This window comes from Gluconobacter thailandicus F149-1 = NBRC 100600, assembly GCF_000964465.1.
Lineage (GTDB): Bacteria > Pseudomonadota > Alphaproteobacteria > Acetobacterales > Acetobacteraceae > Gluconobacter > Gluconobacter thailandicus.
Genome location: NZ_BANH01000042.1, coordinates 1 through 16,264 on the forward strand (window position 1 = coordinate 1; position 16,264 = coordinate 16,264).

The following is a 16,264-nucleotide window of genomic DNA, read 5'->3' on the forward strand; positions in this document are numbered from 1 at the left end:
GCCCCGATCCACTCGACACAGCATGCGACTTTTTCAACAGAATTGGTGAGATGCTGACGTTCCAGTCTCTGCTCGACCGGGAGACCGATCCAAAGCGCCGCCGTCATCTTCTGGCGGCGAAAGTGGAGGACATGCTCAATACGGTGGTCCGTCAGATCGCGTTCTATCAGTTTGAAGTGCGCGTGCATGATGAACGGGCCAAAGGCGAACTGTCAGCGGAACAGCTTGGTGCTATCTGGCGCGATGTGCAGGAACGCAGCCTTGGTCCGGCGTTCCACTTTACGCCGGATTATGACGCCTACTGGTCCTACATTCCGCACTTCGTGCATTCGCCGTTCTATGTGTACGCCTATGCCTTCGGGGACTGTCTGGTGAACGCTCTGTATGGCGTCTATCAGGATCAGCCTGACGGTTTTGCCGACAAATACCGGACCATGCTCGAAGCTGGTGGAACGCTTCGCCACAAGGAATTACTGGCGCCGTTCGGTCTTGATGCGACGGATCCGGGTTTCTGGCGTAAAGGACTGGATGTAATCTCGGGTCTGATCGATCAGCTCGAGCAGGAGGGCTGAGAGCACCATGGCGCGCGATCTCGATAATACCGGTTTGATGGGCGAACTTCGCCGGATGGCTCGGACATCTGGTGCAGTCGGCGGCATCGCTGCGCGCCTGGCTGGAAACCGTCTTGGCATCAAGACGGACAAGGGTGTCCACGCGGAAGGTCTGAAGTCTTCGCTGGGCAATCTGAAGGGACCACTCATGAAGGCGGCCCAGCTTCTTTCCACCATTCCCGGTGCTCTGCCGGACGAATATGCGGAAGAACTGGCTCATCTTCAGGCCAATGCACCCCCAATGGGCTGGAACTTCGTGCGTCGTCGGATGACGGCGGAACTGGGGGCCGGCTGGGAAAAGAATTTTCGCTCTTTCAGCCATGATGCTGTTGCGGCGGCGTCTCTGGGCCAGGTGCATCGGGCCCGTCTGGTTGATGGACGCGAAGTGGCCTGCAAGCTCCAGTATCCCGACATGCAGGGCGCGGTTGATTCCGATCTGCGGCAGTTCCGTGCGGCTCTTGGTGTTTACAAGCGGTTTGAGACAACAATTCGTCAGGACGAGGTTTACACCGAACTGTCTGACCGTCTTCGGGAAGAACTGGATTATCGTCGGGAAGCCAGCCATCTGCGCCTGTATCGCGATATGCTGTCCGAAACCCCGACTGTGACCGTTCCTGCACCGATTGAGGAACTGTCTACAGGCCGCTTGCTGACCATGGACTGGGTGTCCGGTCGTGGCATGAAGGCGGTGCTGGCGTCTGAGGCGACGCAGGAACAGCGGGACGATATGGCGCGGGCGTTGTTCCGGGCCTGGTACACGCCAGTCTATCGCTACGGCGTCATTCACGGTGACCCGCACATGGGCAACTTCACCGTTCGCGATGATTACGGTCTGAACCTGCTCGATTTCGGTGCCGTTCGTATCTTCTCCCCCCGCTTTGTCGAGGGCGTGGTGGATCTGTTTGCGGCTCTGCGGGACAATGACGAAGACCGTGCCTTCCATGCTTACAGCAAATGGGGCTTCGAAGGGCTTTCGCGCGAAACGGCCGCTGTCCTGAACGAATGGGCTCGGTTCTTCTACCGTCCGCTAATGACGGATCGCGTCTGTGCCATGCAGGAAAGCAATGATCCGGCAGAGGCCAAGCAGGTTCTGGAACGCGTCTATGAAGGGCTGAAACGCACGGGGGGCGTAAAACTGCCTCGTGAATTCGTTCTCATGGACCGGTCAGCCATTGGGCTTGGAAGCGCGTTCCTGCGTCTTGGCGCCCGTCTGAACTGGCATCAGATGTTCCAGGAGTTGATCGAAGGCTTTGACGTCAATGTTCTGGCGGCGCGGCAGAAAGAAGCTCTTGCCAAGGCCAAGGTTCCTCCCGCGATTTCCTCGCTCTGAGTAAAGAAAAAGCGCTTTCCGGAAACGGGAGCGCTTTTTTTATGGAATGAGAATGTCGCTTCCAACCTTAACGCGATCCAGAGCAATCAGACTGCGATAGCTGGCCACCGCCTCATTCTGGGCAAAGAGGCGGCGGGTTGTCTCTTCGTAGGTGGTTATGTCCTGGGACACGATGACCAGCATGAAGCTGACTCCTCCCGTCACATAATAGCATTGCTGGACTTCCGGCGCGGCGCGGAAGAGGGCCTTGGCATTGTCGACGGTCTGAAGCCGTTCGTCTGTCAGCATGACTTCAACGATGGATGTAATGCCCATCTGAAGGGAGCGAGCATCCACCATGGCGCTGTTTCGGATGATGACGCCGGATTTCTCCATCGCAGCAATGCGTCTTTGCACGGCTGCGGCGGACAGATTGACCTTCTCCGCAATCTGCCTCTGAGGCATTTTATTGTCTTTCTGAACGATCCGCAGGATGGCCCGGTCAAACAGGTCCAAGAGTCTGGAAGGCGCAGGAGCTTTCTTGTTCATGAGGTGAGTTTTTGTTGCATTTGATCCCTCAATCAAGAGCGCAAAACTCACTATGCCGATGATATGCCTCTCGCCCCAGAGGAAAGATCATCGTGAACGTATCGTCGCACACACCGGCCAAATCCAGTCAGACCCCGTTGGGAATTCTGTGTGGTGCGGGGGCTGGTGCCTTGTGGGGACTGGTTTTTCTGGCTCCGGAACTGGTGCGGTCCTTTGCGCCGCTTCAGCTCTCGGTCGGACGCTATCTTGCATACGGCATTATCGCCACAGTCCTGATTGCACCTCGCTGGAAGAAAGTGTTCAGCGGTGTAAGACTTCAGGACTGGAAAGCCCTGTTCTGGCTCTCTATTTTTGGCAACACGCTTTATTACGTGCTGGTGGCGGCCGCGGTGCATGCTGGAGGCATTGCCCTGACGTCGCTGGTTTTGGGATTCATGCCCGTCGCCGTTACCATTATTGGAAGTCGGGACAAAAACGCGGTGGCGCTCAAGTCTTTGCTTCCCTCATTGATGCTATGTGCGGCCGGTGCGGTGTGTATCGGTTGGCAGGCCCTGACCATGCCTGCAACGTCCGGGCGTCCCATGATGGGTTTAGTCTATGCACTGGCTGCTCTGATATGCTGGACGACATATGCTGTGTGGAACAGTCGATGCCTGATGCGCCTTCAGCACATTTCGGTTCATGACTGGAATTTGCTGACCGGATTAGTCACGGGAGGGCAGGCGATGGTTCTGCTGCCTGTTGCCTTTCTGGCATATTCTGGAAGTCATTCCCTGCCCGAATGGGGGCGATTTGCTGCGGTCTCGGCGGGCGTTGCCGTGATTGCATCTTTGTGCGGAAACGCTCTGTGGAACCGGATGTCCCGTCTTTTGCCTCTGACCATGACGGGCCAGATGATCCTGTTTGAGACGCTTTTTGGTTTGACGTATGGGCTCCTGTGGGAGCAGAGAGCCCCCCGCGTTCTGGAAGTGTCCGCGTTTGTTCTGGTGATTGGGAGCGTTTTGTCCTGTGTGGCCGTGCACCGAAGGTATTCGGCCCGCGAGACGCTTCCCGTTATGGATCTCGCAGCGTAAGCGGTGCTGCTGCCCTAATCTGAGACAGCAGTAGGCTGGCCCGCGCGAAATGCCGAGCCAGACAGTCTCAGAAGATTTCCTTGATCAGATCATTGCCGATGCCGAAGCCGGCACCTGCTTCAACCGAACGGGCAAAACCTGAATTGAGGATGTTGGAAAAGAAGTTGCTTTGAGCGGGTTGTTCCACGGCCTGAACGGGCGGCTGTGCTTGGTATGGCTGGGGCGAGGCATAGGTGTTCTGGCTGTTCGCCGCGTTTTCAAGCGCTGCATGAAGCTGTTGAAGCAGGGTTGTGACCTGTTGCTGCTCGGCCTGAAACGAAAGCGCGACTTCCCGCAGATCCAGTGCCCATTCCCGAGCCTGCATGTCTCCGCTCTGTGCGGCATCTTGCATTTTGGCGCCGAGCGTCTGGAGGGATTGTGCGGATTGCTGGGCCTGTTCCTGAAGCTGGTTGTATGTCTGCTCGATCGTCTGGACGTCCATGACCGGTTTCCCTTCAAAGATACGGGGCCTGAATACGCCTTCTCAGCGAGTCCCTCCATCCTTTTCAGCAATAAAATGACATAAAGATACGCCGCCGGAACGCCTTCTGTTCTACTGCGCTCTTGTGATGTTCCCGTTTCTTTCCCATCTTGGATCTCATGGCCAAAAAACCTTCTGCGCTCCGCAATGCGACCGCAATGCCCATGACGGCATTCATCCCTGAAAAGCAGCCTGCAAAGGCCAAGACGCGGAAATTCGTGGTCAAGGCGGATTATGAACCGGCTGGCGATCAGCCCACGGCCATTTCCGAGCTTGTGCAGGGTGTGGAGAACGGGGATCGCGATCAGGTTCTGCTGGGCGTGACGGGGTCTGGCAAAACCTTCAGCATGGCGAAGGTCATTGAAGCGACGCAAAAACCTACGTTGATCCTCGCACCAAACAAGACGCTGGCCGCGCAGCTCTACGGAGAAATGCGGCAGTTTTTTCCCGATAATGCCGTCGAATATTTCGTCTCGTATTACGACTACTACCAGCCGGAAGCCTACGTTCCGCGGTCAGACACGTATATCGAGAAAGACAGTCAGATCAACGAGCAGATCGACCGGATGCGTCATGCTGCCACGCAGGCGCTTCTGGAGCGGAATGACGTTATCATCGTCGCGTCCGTCTCTTGTATCTACGGTATCGGGTCAGTCGAGACGTACTCGAAAATGGTGGTCCGGCTTGAGGTCGGGGGTGAGATTGACCGGGAGAAGCTCATCAAGGCGCTGGTCGAACTTCAGTATCGTCGAAACGATGCCGGGTTCGAGCGCGGGACCTTCCGTGTGCGCGGCGAGCAGATCGACATTTTCCCGGTCCAGAATGAAGACCGTGCCTGGCGCGTTTCACTGTTTGGTGACGAGATTGACCAGATCACCGAGTTTGACCCGCTGACGGGCAACAAGACGGCGGATCTGGCGGAAATCAGCGTTTACGCAAACTCCCATTACGTCACCCCGCGTCCGACGCTGAATCAGGCCATGATCGGGATCAAGAACGAGCTTCGACAGCGGCTCGCGCAGTTCACCGAAGAAGGAAAGCTGCTGGAAGCCGAGCGCCTGTCCCAGCGGACAACCTTTGATCTGGAAATGATCGAAACGACTGGTGCCTGCAAAGGCATCGAGAACTATTCCCGCTATCTGTCTGGCCGTGGGGCAGGGGACCCGCCGCCGACGCTATTTGAATACCTGCCCGAAGATGCCCTGCTGATCGTGGATGAAAGTCACGTCACAGTTCCACAGATTGGCGGCATGGAGCGCGGGGACAGGGCGCGAAAATCCGTTCTGTCTGATTATGGCTTTCGTCTGCCGTCCTGCATTGATAACCGCCCGTTGGCATTTGGTGAGTGGAACGCGTTCCGACCGCAGAGCATCTTTGTATCGGCCACACCCGGACCATGGGAAATGGAACAGACGGGTGGCGTCTTTGCTGAGCAGATCATTCGTCCGACAGGACTGATCGATCCGGTCACGATCGTAAAGCCCGTTGAAGGGCAGGTGGACGATCTGCTGCACGAAGCGCGTGAGACCATTGCGCAGGGTGGCCGCGTTCTTGTCACGACGCTGACCAAGCGCATGGCTGAGGATCTGACGGATTATCTGGGCGAAGCCGGGATCAAGGTGCGGTATCTGCATTCCGATGTGGATACGCTGGAGCGGATCGAGATTATCCGTGATCTGCGTCTTGGCGCTTTTGACGTATTGGTTGGCATTAACCTGCTGCGCGAGGGCCTGGATATTCCGGAATGTGCGCTCGTCGCCATTCTGGATGCGGACAAGGAAGGCTTCCTGCGCTCACGGACGTCCCTGATCCAGACGATCGGTCGTGCGGCCCGTAACGTGGATGGTCGGGTCCTGCTGTATGCTGACAAGATGACGGACAGCCTGACCTTTGCCATCGAGGAAACGGCCCGTCGTCGGACACGCCAGATGGAGTGGAATGAGGCGCACGGCATTACACCCATGACGGTTCGTTCGAAGATCGGTGATGCGCTGTCGTCTATCTTTGAGCAGGATTACGTCACGGTTGCGCCTGACTCTGCTGGCGATACGGAAGAGTTCGTTGGCAAATCCCTTCCTGTCACCATTCAGGAACTCGAAAAGCGGATGCGTGAAGCCGCTGCCAATCTGGACTTCGAACAGGCTGCCCGCCTGCGTGATGAAGTGCGTCGTCTTGAAGCGATTGATATGGGGCTGGAACCGCCGCCGGTCGCGACATCAACGGCCGGTCGTCCCGGGGGCGGAAAGAAACCGAAGGGGCCAACGCCGCTTGGGCCCGGTGGTGGCGGGTACGATCCGGCCAAACGCAAACGTGGCGGTCGTCGCTGATCGGAGTATATGGGGCAGCGGGTTGCCCATGACCGACCGTTATTATCAGGATTTCAGATTGTCATGATCGAATTGAGCCGAGGAAAGAGCCGTCTGACCATTCTTCCTGAAACGGGGGGTGCCATCGGTGTCTGGCAGTTGGATGGGAAAGATATTTTTCTGCCAGTATCGAATGAGGCTTTGGCCGCGCAGAAAGGGGAGGCCGTGGGGGCCTATCCTCTCATTCCCTATTCGAACCGCATTGCCGACGGGCGTTTCTCATTCAACGAACAGGATTATGATCTTGCGCCCAACATGGGCGATCACCCTCACACAATTCACGGAAACGCCTGGGAAAAGGACTGGACCGTCGCGCACCAGGGAGCGAACCACGCTGTTCTGACACTGGATCATGTTCCGCAGGAAAACGATACGCAGTGGCCTTTCACCTATCGTGCCGTTCTGTCGTACCTGCTGACCGAAAACACGCTCGATGTGCAGATGGTTGTTGAAAACCGCGATACGGTCGATCAACCGGTTGGCTTTGGTTTTCATCCCTTTCTTGCTGCGCAAGGTCCTGCCACACTTTCCTTTGAAGCGACAAAAGCCTGGTTAACGTCACCAGATGGTCTTCCGGTCCAGGCCGTCTCTTGTGACGGAGAATGGTCCTTCCATGCCCCCAGGAATGCGCATGCGCGTTTTATCGACAACTGCTTTGCAGGTTTTGGAGGGCAGGTTGTCCTCGACCGGCCAGATGCAGGCTTAAAGGTGACGGTAGAGGCTGATCCGATCTTCACACATCTGGTTGTTTTTACATCGCCGGATGATCCTTTTGTGGCCGTGGAACCTGTGACGAGCATGACGGATGCCATCAACCGATCTGATATTCCGGACCGGGGGCTGCATGTTCTTAAGCCGAACACGCGGATCGGTGGCCGGATGCGTTTTCACGTCAGGGCAGTCTGATGTCTGAAAAAACGCCGCTCTCCCATTATCTGTCTCCGAAAGGCGCTGCCGTCATGCGCGCGGAGCTTAAGGAACTGGCGCAGAAAGAACGGCCACGGATTGTCGAGATCGTTTCTTGGGCTGCCGGGAACGGTGATCGTTCCGAGAATGCCGATTATCAGTATGGCAAGCGTCGTCTACGTGAGATCGACCGTCGCCTGCGCTTTTTGGGCAAACGGCTGGAAAATGCAGTGATCGTCGATCCGGCTGCGCAGACAACGCGTGATCGCGTGTTCTTCGGGGCGACAGTGACCTATGTCGATGAGGACGACACGGAACATACCGTGACGATCCTTGGTGTGGACGAGTCGGATCTGGCGCGGGGAGAGGTCAGCCTCATTTCTCCGATCGCCCGTGCCCTGATGCGTACGCGGGTTGGCGATGTGGCGATGTTGCAGACGCCCCGTGGGCCCGTTGAGATCGAGATCCTGAAAATCACCTATCCTGATCCGCAGGACTGAAGAGGCGCCTGTGCAATCCGAACCTCGTGTAGGGTGTGGCGCTGCCATTCTCGTTGACGGAAAACTACTGCTGATTCGTCGGAAGAGAGAGCCGGAAGCCGGATGCTGGGGATTGCCTGGCGGAAAAGTGGATATGTTTGAACCTGTGGCCCGAGCTGTTGAGCGCGAGGTGGCAGAAGAACTCGGGATTACGATTCACGCTGAAAAGATGCTCTGTCTCGTAGAGCAGCCCGATCAGAGAGCGGGAACCCACTGGATTGCCCCAGTCTATCTGGTCACAAAATTCACCGGAACGCCCACCCTGATGGAGCCGGAAAAGCATAGCGATTTTGGCTGGTTTCCTTTGGAGGAACTGCCGCTCCCGCTGACGACGTCAACCGTTCAGGCCGCAGCCACCCTTCAGAAGCACGAGCCCTGACATCCGGCGCTGGCCTCGGCTTTGAAAAAGCTGTTCTGCCAGCTACAGATAATGTTTCAACATCCCTTTAACCGGAGTATCCGACATGTCCCGCTCACTCCGGGTTGCCGTACAGATGGACCCGCTAGAACAGGTCAACATCGACGGCGACTCCACTTTTGCCCTCATGCTTGAAGCGCAGGCGCGTGGACACGAGCTCTGGGTTTATCCTGTTTCGACGCTTAGCCTGACGGAAGGGCAGGGCAAAGGCGGCCGTCTTCAGGCCCGTGCCCGCCGGGTGGAGGTCCGTCGCGTTCGTGGCGATCATGCGACTTTTGGGGAAGAAGAAATCCTTCCGCTGGGCGAGACGGACGTTATCCTGATGCGTCAGGACCCTCCGTTCGACATGGGCTACATCACTGCCACGCACATGCTGGAGCATGTTCATGGCGTTGGTGAGGGACTGTCGCTGGTGGTGAACGATCCGGTAGCGGTTCGGAACGCACCAGAGAAGCTGCTGGTTACGCATTTCCCGCATCTGATGCCGCCAACGCTGGTGGCATGGGATCCACGGGACATTCTCGCCTTCCGTGAGAAGCATCAGGACATCATCATCAAGCCGCTTTACGGGAATGGCGGTGCGGGCATTTTCCGCATCAAGCCGGATGATGAAAACCTGAAGGCCCTGCTGGAAATGCATTTTGCGCGTACCAATGAGCCTTTGATGATCCAGCGTTACGAGCCTGCTGTTCGTAAAGGTGACAAACGCATCATCCTGGTGGACGGACGGCCGATCGGTGCCATCAATCGTGTTCCGGCAACGGGTGAGGCGCGTTCGAACATGCATGTTGGCGGACGTGCCGAGCGCGTGGACCTGACGGACCGTGACAAGGAAATCTGTGAGTCGATTGGTCCCTATCTGCGCGACCATGGGCTGATTTTCACGGGGATCGACGTGATTGGTGACTGGCTGACGGAAATCAACGTCACGTCTCCAACCGGCTTGCAGGAACTGGATCGTTTTGAAGGCATCAACAGTGCCGGTCTGATCTGGAACGCCATTGAGCGGCGTTACGCGCCCTGATCATGACAGGCAGGGGGCCGTGGCAGATAAAAACTGTTACCTGCCACAGAGCTCTTTACTGGGGTGACTTAGGGTACTTGATCGGAGCGGGTGGCTCATCTGCCTTCGGAGGTGTGTCTTTTCCAAAACGGTTTTCGATCCACGTCCGTATGTGTTCGCGAAAATACAAGACATAGAGCGCTACCCAGATGGCAATACAGAGCAGGACAAGAAAAAAATTCAGCATCTGTCGCCTCCAAAATGATGAAAAACGGACGAGTTAGTCGCCATCCGTAACCCGTGTCTTGCCAGATGCATATCTGGAAGGGCAAGAAGGAGCCAACTGAACCACGTTTCCGGACATGCTCTCCAGTTTTGAAGGAGAGCGGACACAGAAGGTCGCATAGAATATGTCTTCAACCCTCTCCCCGCGTTCTGCACTGGATGCGGAGGCCGTCAAGGCGGCCTATCGTCGATGGGCCCGCGTTTATGATACTGTTTTCGGCGGTATCTCTGGCTATGGACGGAAGAGGGCTGTTGAAGCAGTAAACGCCCTTCCTGGCGAGCGTGTGCTCGAAGTAGGCGTCGGAACGGGACTCGCCCTTCCGTCCTATAATCCGGACAAACGGATTACAGGCATTGATCTGTCTGAAGACATGCTGGATCGCGCACGTCAGCGCGTTCTTCAGGATCGTCTGACGAATGTGGACGATCTTCTGGAAATGGATGCGGAAGCAACCACCTTCGAAGACGACAGTTTCGATATCGCAGTTGCCATGTTCGTGGCTTCTGTGGTGCCGCATCCGGACCGGCTTCTGGCCGAACTCAAGCGTGTCGTTCGTCCAGGCGGTCACATTCTCTTCGTAAACCACTTTCTTGCAACCGGCGGCCTTCGCTTGACGGTCGAACGCGGAATGGCCCGTGCATCCCGTTCCCTGGGCTGGCACCCGGACTTCGCAATCGAGTCCCTCCTGCCGCCAGAAGATCTGAAACGCGCAACTCTGACGCCTGTTCCGCCTGCAGGGCTGTTTACACTCGTGACATTGCCGCAATGCGAGAGTAAAAGCGACGCCGCAGCCCTGGTCGCCTGATCGGCGTATGGCTCCGGTACAGGCCGGCGCCGAGTATTCCGACGCTCGCTGCGGTATTCCTTGGCAGGGACCTACTACGCGACCATGACTTATCAGGCCTTCGACTCTATTCCTGTTCTTTCCAACAGACGGATCGGGACATCATTCATTCTGCTGGCATTGTTTGCCGGTCTTCTGGGTGGGTCGTTGGCTTTGCCACTTCTTCAGACACATCCGACTGCGGGATTCGCGTTCTGCCACGGTATTCTGATGGCATTTTTCGTCATCTGCCCCGCTGCGCTTGGCGGGTTTGGCCAGTGGCTGCTTCCCGCTGAACTGGGTACCGACAGAACGACTCTCCCTGCCTCCAGTCTGGCAGGTTTCTGTTTCCTGTCTTCGGGCGTTGTCCTGCTTCCGGTGCAGCCCATCATGGCTCTTGCGCTGTGGGTTGTTGGTGTTCTTGCACTCGCAGTCGATATCATCACGACCTTTCTTGAGGGGCGAACCCAGCGCTTTCGCAACCTCTCCCCGCTGGCCTGGTCCCTGCTTGCCACTGCTGCTGGGGTGACGATTATCGCGCCGGTGCTGGCTGCGGTGGTCACACGGATGATGGTTGATGGAGCACCTGCCAGCGCTGCAGAGGGTCTTATCGGGATGCTTCATCTTCCCGAGACTGCATTAATGCTGACGCCTGCGCTCGGACTGGTCTGTCATCTTCTGATGCCTCGTCAGGGTGCGAAAGGCCTCTCTGGCCGGGTCGCACCATATGCCTTTGGCTGCATGGCAGTTCTGGGGCCACTTTGCTGGATGGATGGCCTGTTTGGTGGAATGCCAGCAGCGTTCCAGAGCATTCTTGTCGCTCTGACGCAGTTCGTTCCGTCTCTCGTGCTTATTACGGCTCTTTGCGGAGATGTCTGGAAGCAACGGCGCGCTCTGGACGGCACGACGCTCTGGGCCTTGGGAAGTATCGTTCTTTTTTCTGCAGGCTGGATCGCAGAGTTCATGCCTGGACATGCAATCGACCATACGGCTGCGGCATTTGGTGGCGTGATGGCTCTTTGTGGCGGTTTCTACGCCTGGATGATTCGTCTTCTGCCAGATCATATTCCTGCCCCGCTCAGTCGGATGCATGCGGGCCTGACGTTTGTTGGCGCCCTTTGCTCCCTGACGCCGGTTGTGAGGCCGGTGGGAGAAGGTTTGATGGGCCTCAGCCTGCTAACCTTTGGTCTGCTGGGCCTTTTCCTGATCAGGGAGACCGGGCGTGCTCGGGTCAGAGCATGAGCGAAACGACTCCTTTAGCCCCGTCGGGGCTTTTTTCCGTTCTGGGCGCTGACGGTGATTCTTCTCTCAAGGATTGGGTCGCCCTGCTAAAGCCCCGCGTCATTTCGCTGGTGGTCTTTACGGGAGCCGCAGGTATGGCCGTTGCCCCCCGATGGCCTTCCGTGCCTATCGGGATTATTACCATCCTGTGCATCTGTATCGGGGCAGGGGCCGCCGGTGCGATCAACATGTGGTATGACCGCGACATTGACGCCGTCATGAAGCGGACCAATGTTCGCCCTATTCCGGATGGCCGGATGCCCGCTGATAGCGCGTTGATCTATGGTGTGGTGCTGTCAGTTCTATCAGTTCTGGTGCTCTGGCTGGCAACGAATGCTCTTGCTGCGGGCATTCTGGCGTTCTCGATCTTCTTTTACAGCGTGATCTATACGATGTGGCTCAAGCGGAGCACGCCTCAGAATATCGTTATTGGTGGCGCTGCGGGTGCATTCCCTCCAATGATTGGCTGGGCCGCGACGATGAACTCCATGGCTGTATTGCCTGTCGCCATGTTTGCCATTGTGTTTCTCTGGACGCCGCCACACTTCTGGTCCCTGTCGCTATATGCCTGCAAGGATTACGACAAGGCCGGTATTCCCATGCTGCCAGTCGTCAAGGGTGCACGGCATACGCGCTGGCAGATCCTGCTTTACACGTTCATTCTGACGGCCGTCTCGCTGGTTCCGTCTTTCGTGCATGAGTGTGGGCTGTTTTACACCGTCACGACCAGTCTGCTCGATCTTGGGTTTATTCTTTGCGCGGTCCGTGTGCTGATGGATCAGCAGGACGCTCAGGGCGTTAGCCTTACAAAAGATAAGCCAGCACGTTTCGCATTTCGCTACTCGCTGGCGTATCTGTTTTTCCTGTTCTGTGGCCTGTTGGTGGATCGGGTACTGCTGTCATGAAAACAACAACCGATCTTACCGCAAAACGGCGTCAGAGCCGGATCGTGGGGATTGCAGGAGGGGTGATTACCCTCGCTGCAATCTTCTATGTCATTACTTTGATCCGCTTTTAAGGAACGTTTCAGCCGCCCTGCTGGATGGCTGAGAGGATCCAGTTGCCACGTCCATCAGCGCGGACGAACGTCCAGAGTTCTGTGACCGTAACTGGCTCTGTTGAGCTGCCATCAATGACATTGCCAAACGAGTCCGTTGTCACGTCCGTCATGGAGTACTGCATGGCGACGGTGGCATAGGTCAGGTTGCGTTCACGCCAGGCTTCCGAAAGATCACCCCGCAGGAAGCGGACGTTTGAGACAATGTTCCGCGCGCCACGGCTCGCCAGATCTGACAGTTGCTCGTTGAAATAACCCGCCATCTCCGGCGTCGTCATGGACGATAGTGCCCGCATGTTCTGCGCGCTCCAGGCAGACTGGATATCGAGCAGCAGACGCTGGAAACTGGTGTAGTCGTCGTTGCTCAGGGTCACCGGAGCATTACCACTGCTGGCTGCGCCGAATGGTGCGGCGGCCGGTGAGCCTGACGCTCCCTGACGACGGTTGAACAGCCGGATAGCGAACATGATCAGCGCACCAATCACGAAGACCTGAAACAGGAACCCGAGAATTGATGTTCCACCCGTCATGCCACCGAAGAAGCCGTGTCCGCTCAGGATTCCAAACAGACCAGCCCCGAGCAGGCCGCCGGCAAAGCCCGTCATGAACGGGTGACGGTTCGGGAAGGACGGACGATATCCCGGCGTCATGGGCGCCATCGGGCGGGGGGCAGCGGATTGGGCGCCATAGTTGGACTGCGGCGTCATGGTCCGGTCCATCGGGCGCGTCCAGCCTGGCGTAATGGAGGTCCGTGGAGGCGCGCTCCAGGTACGGGAGCCACGGCTGCCCATGGACGACCCTCCACCCGGACGGGCATCAGCGGAACCCAGCACGCAGAGAAGCGCACAGGCGATAGAGAAAAGACGAAAATTACGCATCAAAGTCCTGCAATGCTCATGCCATCAATCCGGATGCTCGGCGCATTCACGCTGCTCCGGAAGGAAAGATCGCTGGCTGGTACCATCCGGGTGAACATGTCCTGAAGGTTTCCGGCAATGGTCAGTTCCGCAACAGGCTCGGCAATCTCGCCGTTGCGGATCATGAAGCCGGAAGCTCCGCGACTGTAATCTCCCGTCAACATGTTGACGGACGATCCCATCAGTTCCGTAACCAGAATTCCTTCCTTTATATCGGAACGCAACTCGGCTGCGGAAAGATCACCAGGCGCGAGATGAAGATTTGTCACACTCGGGGCTGGAGGACCGGAAACACCCCGGCTGGCCCGCCCATTCGAGCGTAGACCCAACTGGCGAGCGCTTCGTGAGTCCAGAAGCCATGTCTGAAGAACGCCATCGGTCACGAGGTCCAGCGCCTCAGCGGCGCAGCCTTCGCCATCAAAGGGGCGGGAGGCGAGACCGCGGACAAGGCGGGGATTGTCCCTGACTGTCAGGCCTGTGCCGAGGATGTGCGTTCCCATTGCGTCTTTCAGGAACGAGGTCCCGCGAGCAATCGATGCACCGTTAATTGCTCCGATCAGATGACCGAGCAGACTGGAGGAGACGCGGGGATCATAGATAACGTTGTATGTGCCCGTTTTTGGGCGGCCCGGATTGATGCGTGCAACGGCGCGCTCGCCCGCCAGACGACCGATGGCGTCAGGCGCATCCAGATCTTCCAGATAAACGGTGCTGTGATGCGCATAATCGCGCTGCATGGATGCGCCGTCACCCGCCAGAACGCTGGCGCTGATGGAGTGGCCTGTGCGGCTGTAGCTGCCCATGAAGCCAGCGGATGTGCCCAAAGCGATTACGGTGCGACCATGCCCGACAGATGCGCCATTGGTGTTGGTGACGCCTGATACGGCCAAAGCAGCGTCCTCTGCCTCCCGAGCGCGGCTGAGCATAGTGTTCATATCCGGAGATGCCGTATCAGCAAGATCCAGACCGGCGGCATCGAAATGGCCAATCATGGCGTCCGAGCACAATCCGCCGAAGCGGTCTTCCGGCACCACAAGCGCCATGGCACAGGCTTGCTCTGCCAGACGGTCAAACTCGGCATCGTCCAGCACGCTGGTGGAAACGGAGGCTGCTTTCTGGCCGCGGAAAACGCGCAGGCCGAGGGCTACGCTTTCGGAGCGCTCAATGCCTTCAGGAACGCCTTTCCGCACCATGGCAGATTCGGATTCGTTCCGGATGAAAATGGCGTCGGCATGATCGGCGCCGTGACGTTTTGCCGCAGCAAGAAGGGCTTCAACGTGACGGGTTGTACTCATGCAGCAAGCCTCGCTGTGATGTCGTCCATCGTCGGCATGTTCTTGACCGGGCCGATGGCTGTGAAGGTGGGTGTGCCAGCAAAGATTTCGCGGGCGACGCGTAGGATGTCCTCTTCCGTGACAGCGTCGATCTTGCCGACTGTCTCGGTCACGGGGACGGGACGGCCATGGATCTGGATCTGGCGAGCGAGCTGTTCACAGCGGCTGCCGGTACTTTCCAGAGACATCAGCAGCGAAGACTTGAGCTGCGCGCGGGCACGGGAGAGTTCTTCCTCTGTCAGGCCATCCTGAAGACGCTTGAGCTCATCAATCATGACCGGGACAAGTTCGGCCGTCTCGGCTTCACCAGTGCCTGCGTACAGGCCGAACAGCCCGCTGTCGCTGAAGGGGGAGGCAAAGGAATAAACGCTGTACACCAGCCCGCGCCGTTCCCGGATTTCCTGGAACAGACGTGAGGACATGCCGCCACCCAGAAGGGTGGACAGGATCATGACGGCGTAATGATCGGGATGATGATAGCTGACGGAAGGGAAGCCCATGACCAGATGGGCCTGATCCAGTTCGCGTGTCGTCCGCAGATCGCCACCCGCATAAGTTGCCCCACGAGGGCGGGGCGTCTGATGCATTGGCAGGTCCCGGAAGTGCTCTTTCACCAGATCGACAACCTGTTGATGATGCAGGTTTCCCGCCGCGGCGATCGTGATGTTGTGCGTGGTGTAGTGCTCACGCATGTAGCCCATCAGCGTCTCGCGCGTCATGTCGGAGACAAGCTGTTCCGTGCCGAGCGTTGGGCGCCCCATGGGCTGTTCCGGGAAGGCGCGTTCCTGGAACTGGTCAAAGATGATGTCATCCGGCGTGTCATTCGCCTGACCGATTTCCTGAAGGATCACGCCACGCTCACGTTCGATCTCGGCATCCAGAAACGTGCTGTGCGTCAGAATGTCGCCGATAATGTCCACGCCCAGCGCCAGGTCTTCCTTGAGAAGCTTGACATAGTAGGCTGTGGTTTCACGGGCTGTGTAGGCGTTGATATAGCCGCCGACATTCTCAATTTCTTCGGCAATCCGGGAGGCAGAGCGGCGCTCGGTTCCCTTGAAGGCCATATGTTCAAGAAAATGGGACACACCGTTGTTTTCTGCGGTCTCGTCACGGGTGCCAATCGAGACATATGCCCCGAACGAGATGGTCTCAACACGTTCCATGCGTTCCGTAATGATGGTCAGACCGTTGTCGAGCGTAGTGACTTCAATCGTATCGGGCATGAGTTTCCGTAAGTCATAAAAAGACAGGCTCCCTGAGATGGGGAGCCTG

At 57.5% G+C, this 16,264-nt stretch carries 16 protein-coding genes; 11 read left to right on the plus strand and 5 right to left on the minus strand.

Features of this window, described 5'->3' with window-relative positions:
- Positions 1 to 572, plus strand: a 572-nt coding sequence (locus B7444_RS11240; protein WP_048855172.1) for a M3 family oligoendopeptidase, incomplete at its 5' end; no start/stop codon positions are given.
- Between the two features lie 7 nt (positions 573 to 579).
- The gene (locus B7444_RS11245; RefSeq protein ID WP_007282421.1) at positions 580 to 1,941 is read left to right on the plus strand and encodes an ABC1 kinase family protein; all 1,362 of its coding nucleotides are present in this window, start codon (positions 580 to 582) and stop codon (positions 1,939 to 1,941) included.
- 39 nt (positions 1,942 to 1,980) lie between these two features.
- Here B7444_RS11245 and B7444_RS11250 read toward each other — a convergent pair whose 3' ends face one another.
- On the minus strand, positions 1,981 to 2,469 hold the full coding sequence (locus tag B7444_RS11250; RefSeq protein ID WP_035730041.1) for an Lrp/AsnC family transcriptional regulator: 489 nt from the start codon (positions 2,467 to 2,469) through the stop codon (positions 1,981 to 1,983).
- Positions 2,470 to 2,561: 92 nt separating this feature from the next.
- Between B7444_RS11250 and B7444_RS11255 the strand changes: the two genes are divergently transcribed.
- The gene (locus B7444_RS11255) at positions 2,562 to 3,542 is read left to right on the plus strand and encodes a DMT family transporter (RefSeq protein WP_035730044.1); all 981 of its coding nucleotides are present in this window, start codon (positions 2,562 to 2,564) and stop codon (positions 3,540 to 3,542) included.
- Between the two features lie 67 nt (positions 3,543 to 3,609).
- Here B7444_RS11255 and B7444_RS11260 read toward each other — a convergent pair whose 3' ends face one another.
- Positions 3,610 to 4,023 (minus strand): hypothetical protein, encoded by a 414-nt coding sequence (locus tag B7444_RS11260; RefSeq protein ID WP_007282418.1) that lies wholly within the window; start codon positions 4,021 to 4,023, stop codon positions 3,610 to 3,612.
- A gap of 158 nt (positions 4,024 to 4,181) precedes the next feature.
- Here B7444_RS11260 and uvrB point away from each other — a divergent pair, with 158 nt between their 5' ends.
- The 8 genes from uvrB to B7444_RS11300 all read left to right on the plus strand — a co-directional run bounded on the left by uvrB (position 4,182) and on the right by B7444_RS11300 (position 12,589).
- Positions 4,182 to 6,389, plus strand: coding sequence for an excinuclease ABC subunit UvrB (gene uvrB / locus B7444_RS11265; protein ID WP_007282417.1), 2,208 nt, complete (start codon positions 4,182 to 4,184; stop codon positions 6,387 to 6,389).
- A gap of 63 nt (positions 6,390 to 6,452) precedes the next feature.
- On the plus strand, positions 6,453 to 7,334 hold the full coding sequence (locus B7444_RS11270) for an aldose 1-epimerase (protein ID WP_035730046.1): 882 nt from the start codon (positions 6,453 to 6,455) through the stop codon (positions 7,332 to 7,334).
- Positions 7,334 to 7,834 (plus strand): transcription elongation factor GreB, encoded by a 501-nt coding sequence (gene greB / locus B7444_RS11275; RefSeq protein ID WP_007282415.1) that lies wholly within the window; start codon positions 7,334 to 7,336, stop codon positions 7,832 to 7,834. The genes B7444_RS11270 and greB overlap by 1 nt, the downstream gene beginning before the upstream one ends.
- A gap of 10 nt (positions 7,835 to 7,844) precedes the next feature.
- Positions 7,845 to 8,252 (plus strand): NUDIX hydrolase, encoded by a 408-nt coding sequence (locus B7444_RS11280; protein ID WP_007282414.1) that lies wholly within the window; start codon positions 7,845 to 7,847, stop codon positions 8,250 to 8,252.
- Between the two features lie 85 nt (positions 8,253 to 8,337).
- A complete protein-coding gene (gene gshB / locus B7444_RS11285) occupies positions 8,338 to 9,315 on the plus strand; it encodes a glutathione synthase (RefSeq protein WP_007282413.1) in 978 nt (325 codons plus the stop codon).
- Between the two features lie 389 nt (positions 9,316 to 9,704).
- On the plus strand, positions 9,705 to 10,385 hold the full coding sequence (locus B7444_RS11290) for a class I SAM-dependent methyltransferase (RefSeq protein ID WP_007282411.1): 681 nt from the start codon (positions 9,705 to 9,707) through the stop codon (positions 10,383 to 10,385).
- Between the two features lie 84 nt (positions 10,386 to 10,469).
- On the plus strand, positions 10,470 to 11,645 hold the full coding sequence (locus tag B7444_RS11295; protein WP_007282410.1) for a cbb3-type cytochrome c oxidase subunit I: 1,176 nt from the start codon (positions 10,470 to 10,472) through the stop codon (positions 11,643 to 11,645).
- Positions 11,642 to 12,589, plus strand: a complete 948-nt coding sequence (locus tag B7444_RS11300) for a heme o synthase (protein WP_007282409.1) — start codon at positions 11,642 to 11,644, stop codon at positions 12,587 to 12,589. Before B7444_RS11295 ends, B7444_RS11300 begins: the two co-directional genes overlap by 4 nt.
- Positions 12,590 to 12,710: 121 nt before the next feature.
- Here the strand turns inward: B7444_RS11300 and B7444_RS11305 are convergent, their stop codons facing one another.
- The 3 genes from B7444_RS11305 to B7444_RS11315 are packed head-to-tail and all read right to left on the minus strand — an operon-like array spanning position 12,711 to position 16,215.
- A complete protein-coding gene (locus B7444_RS11305) occupies positions 12,711 to 13,619 on the minus strand; it encodes a Tim44 domain-containing protein (RefSeq protein WP_007282407.1) in 909 nt (302 codons plus the stop codon).
- A complete protein-coding gene (locus tag B7444_RS11310) occupies positions 13,619 to 14,953 on the minus strand; it encodes a TldD/PmbA family protein (protein WP_007282406.1) in 1,335 nt (444 codons plus the stop codon). Before B7444_RS11310 ends, B7444_RS11305 begins: the two co-directional genes overlap by 1 nt.
- Positions 14,950 to 16,215 carry a M16 family metallopeptidase gene (locus B7444_RS11315; protein ID WP_007282405.1) on the minus strand — a complete coding sequence of 422 codons (1,266 nt, stop codon included), beginning with the start codon at positions 16,213 to 16,215 and terminating at the stop codon, positions 14,950 to 14,952. The genes B7444_RS11310 and B7444_RS11315 overlap by 4 nt, the downstream gene beginning before the upstream one ends.
- Between the last annotated feature and the right edge of the window lie 49 nt (positions 16,216 to 16,264).

What these genes read in the sequence shown, in the direction of transcription:
- B7444_RS11245 (WP_007282421.1), top strand. Translation starts at nt 580, where the DNA reads ATGGCGCGCGATCTCGATAATACCGGTTTGATGGGCGAACTTCGCCGG.
- B7444_RS11250 (WP_035730041.1), bottom strand. Translation starts at nt 2,469, where the DNA reads ATGAACAAGAAAGCTCCTGCGCCTTCCAGACTCTTGGACCTGTTTGAC.
- B7444_RS11260 (WP_007282418.1), bottom strand. Translation starts at nt 4,023, where the DNA reads ATGGACGTCCAGACGATCGAGCAGACATACAACCAGCTTCAGGAACAG.
- uvrB (WP_007282417.1), top strand. Translation starts at nt 4,182, where the DNA reads ATGGCCAAAAAACCTTCTGCGCTCCGCAATGCGACCGCAATGCCCATG.
- B7444_RS11270 (WP_035730046.1), top strand. Translation starts at nt 6,453, where the DNA reads ATGATCGAATTGAGCCGAGGAAAGAGCCGTCTGACCATTCTTCCTGAA.
- greB (WP_007282415.1), top strand. Translation starts at nt 7,334, where the DNA reads ATGTCTGAAAAAACGCCGCTCTCCCATTATCTGTCTCCGAAAGGCGCT.
- gshB (WP_007282413.1), top strand. Translation starts at nt 8,338, where the DNA reads ATGTCCCGCTCACTCCGGGTTGCCGTACAGATGGACCCGCTAGAACAG.
- B7444_RS11290 (WP_007282411.1), top strand. Translation starts at nt 9,705, where the DNA reads ATGTCTTCAACCCTCTCCCCGCGTTCTGCACTGGATGCGGAGGCCGTC.
- B7444_RS11295 (WP_007282410.1), top strand. Translation starts at nt 10,470, where the DNA reads ATGACTTATCAGGCCTTCGACTCTATTCCTGTTCTTTCCAACAGACGG.
- B7444_RS11300 (WP_007282409.1), top strand. Translation starts at nt 11,642, where the DNA reads ATGAGCGAAACGACTCCTTTAGCCCCGTCGGGGCTTTTTTCCGTTCTG.
- B7444_RS11305 (WP_007282407.1), bottom strand. Translation starts at nt 13,619, where the DNA reads ATGCGTAATTTTCGTCTTTTCTCTATCGCCTGTGCGCTTCTCTGCGTG.
- B7444_RS11310 (WP_007282406.1), bottom strand. Translation starts at nt 14,953, where the DNA reads ATGAGTACAACCCGTCACGTTGAAGCCCTTCTTGCTGCGGCAAAACGT.
- B7444_RS11315 (WP_007282405.1), bottom strand. Translation starts at nt 16,215, where the DNA reads ATGCCCGATACGATTGAAGTCACTACGCTCGACAACGGTCTGACCATC.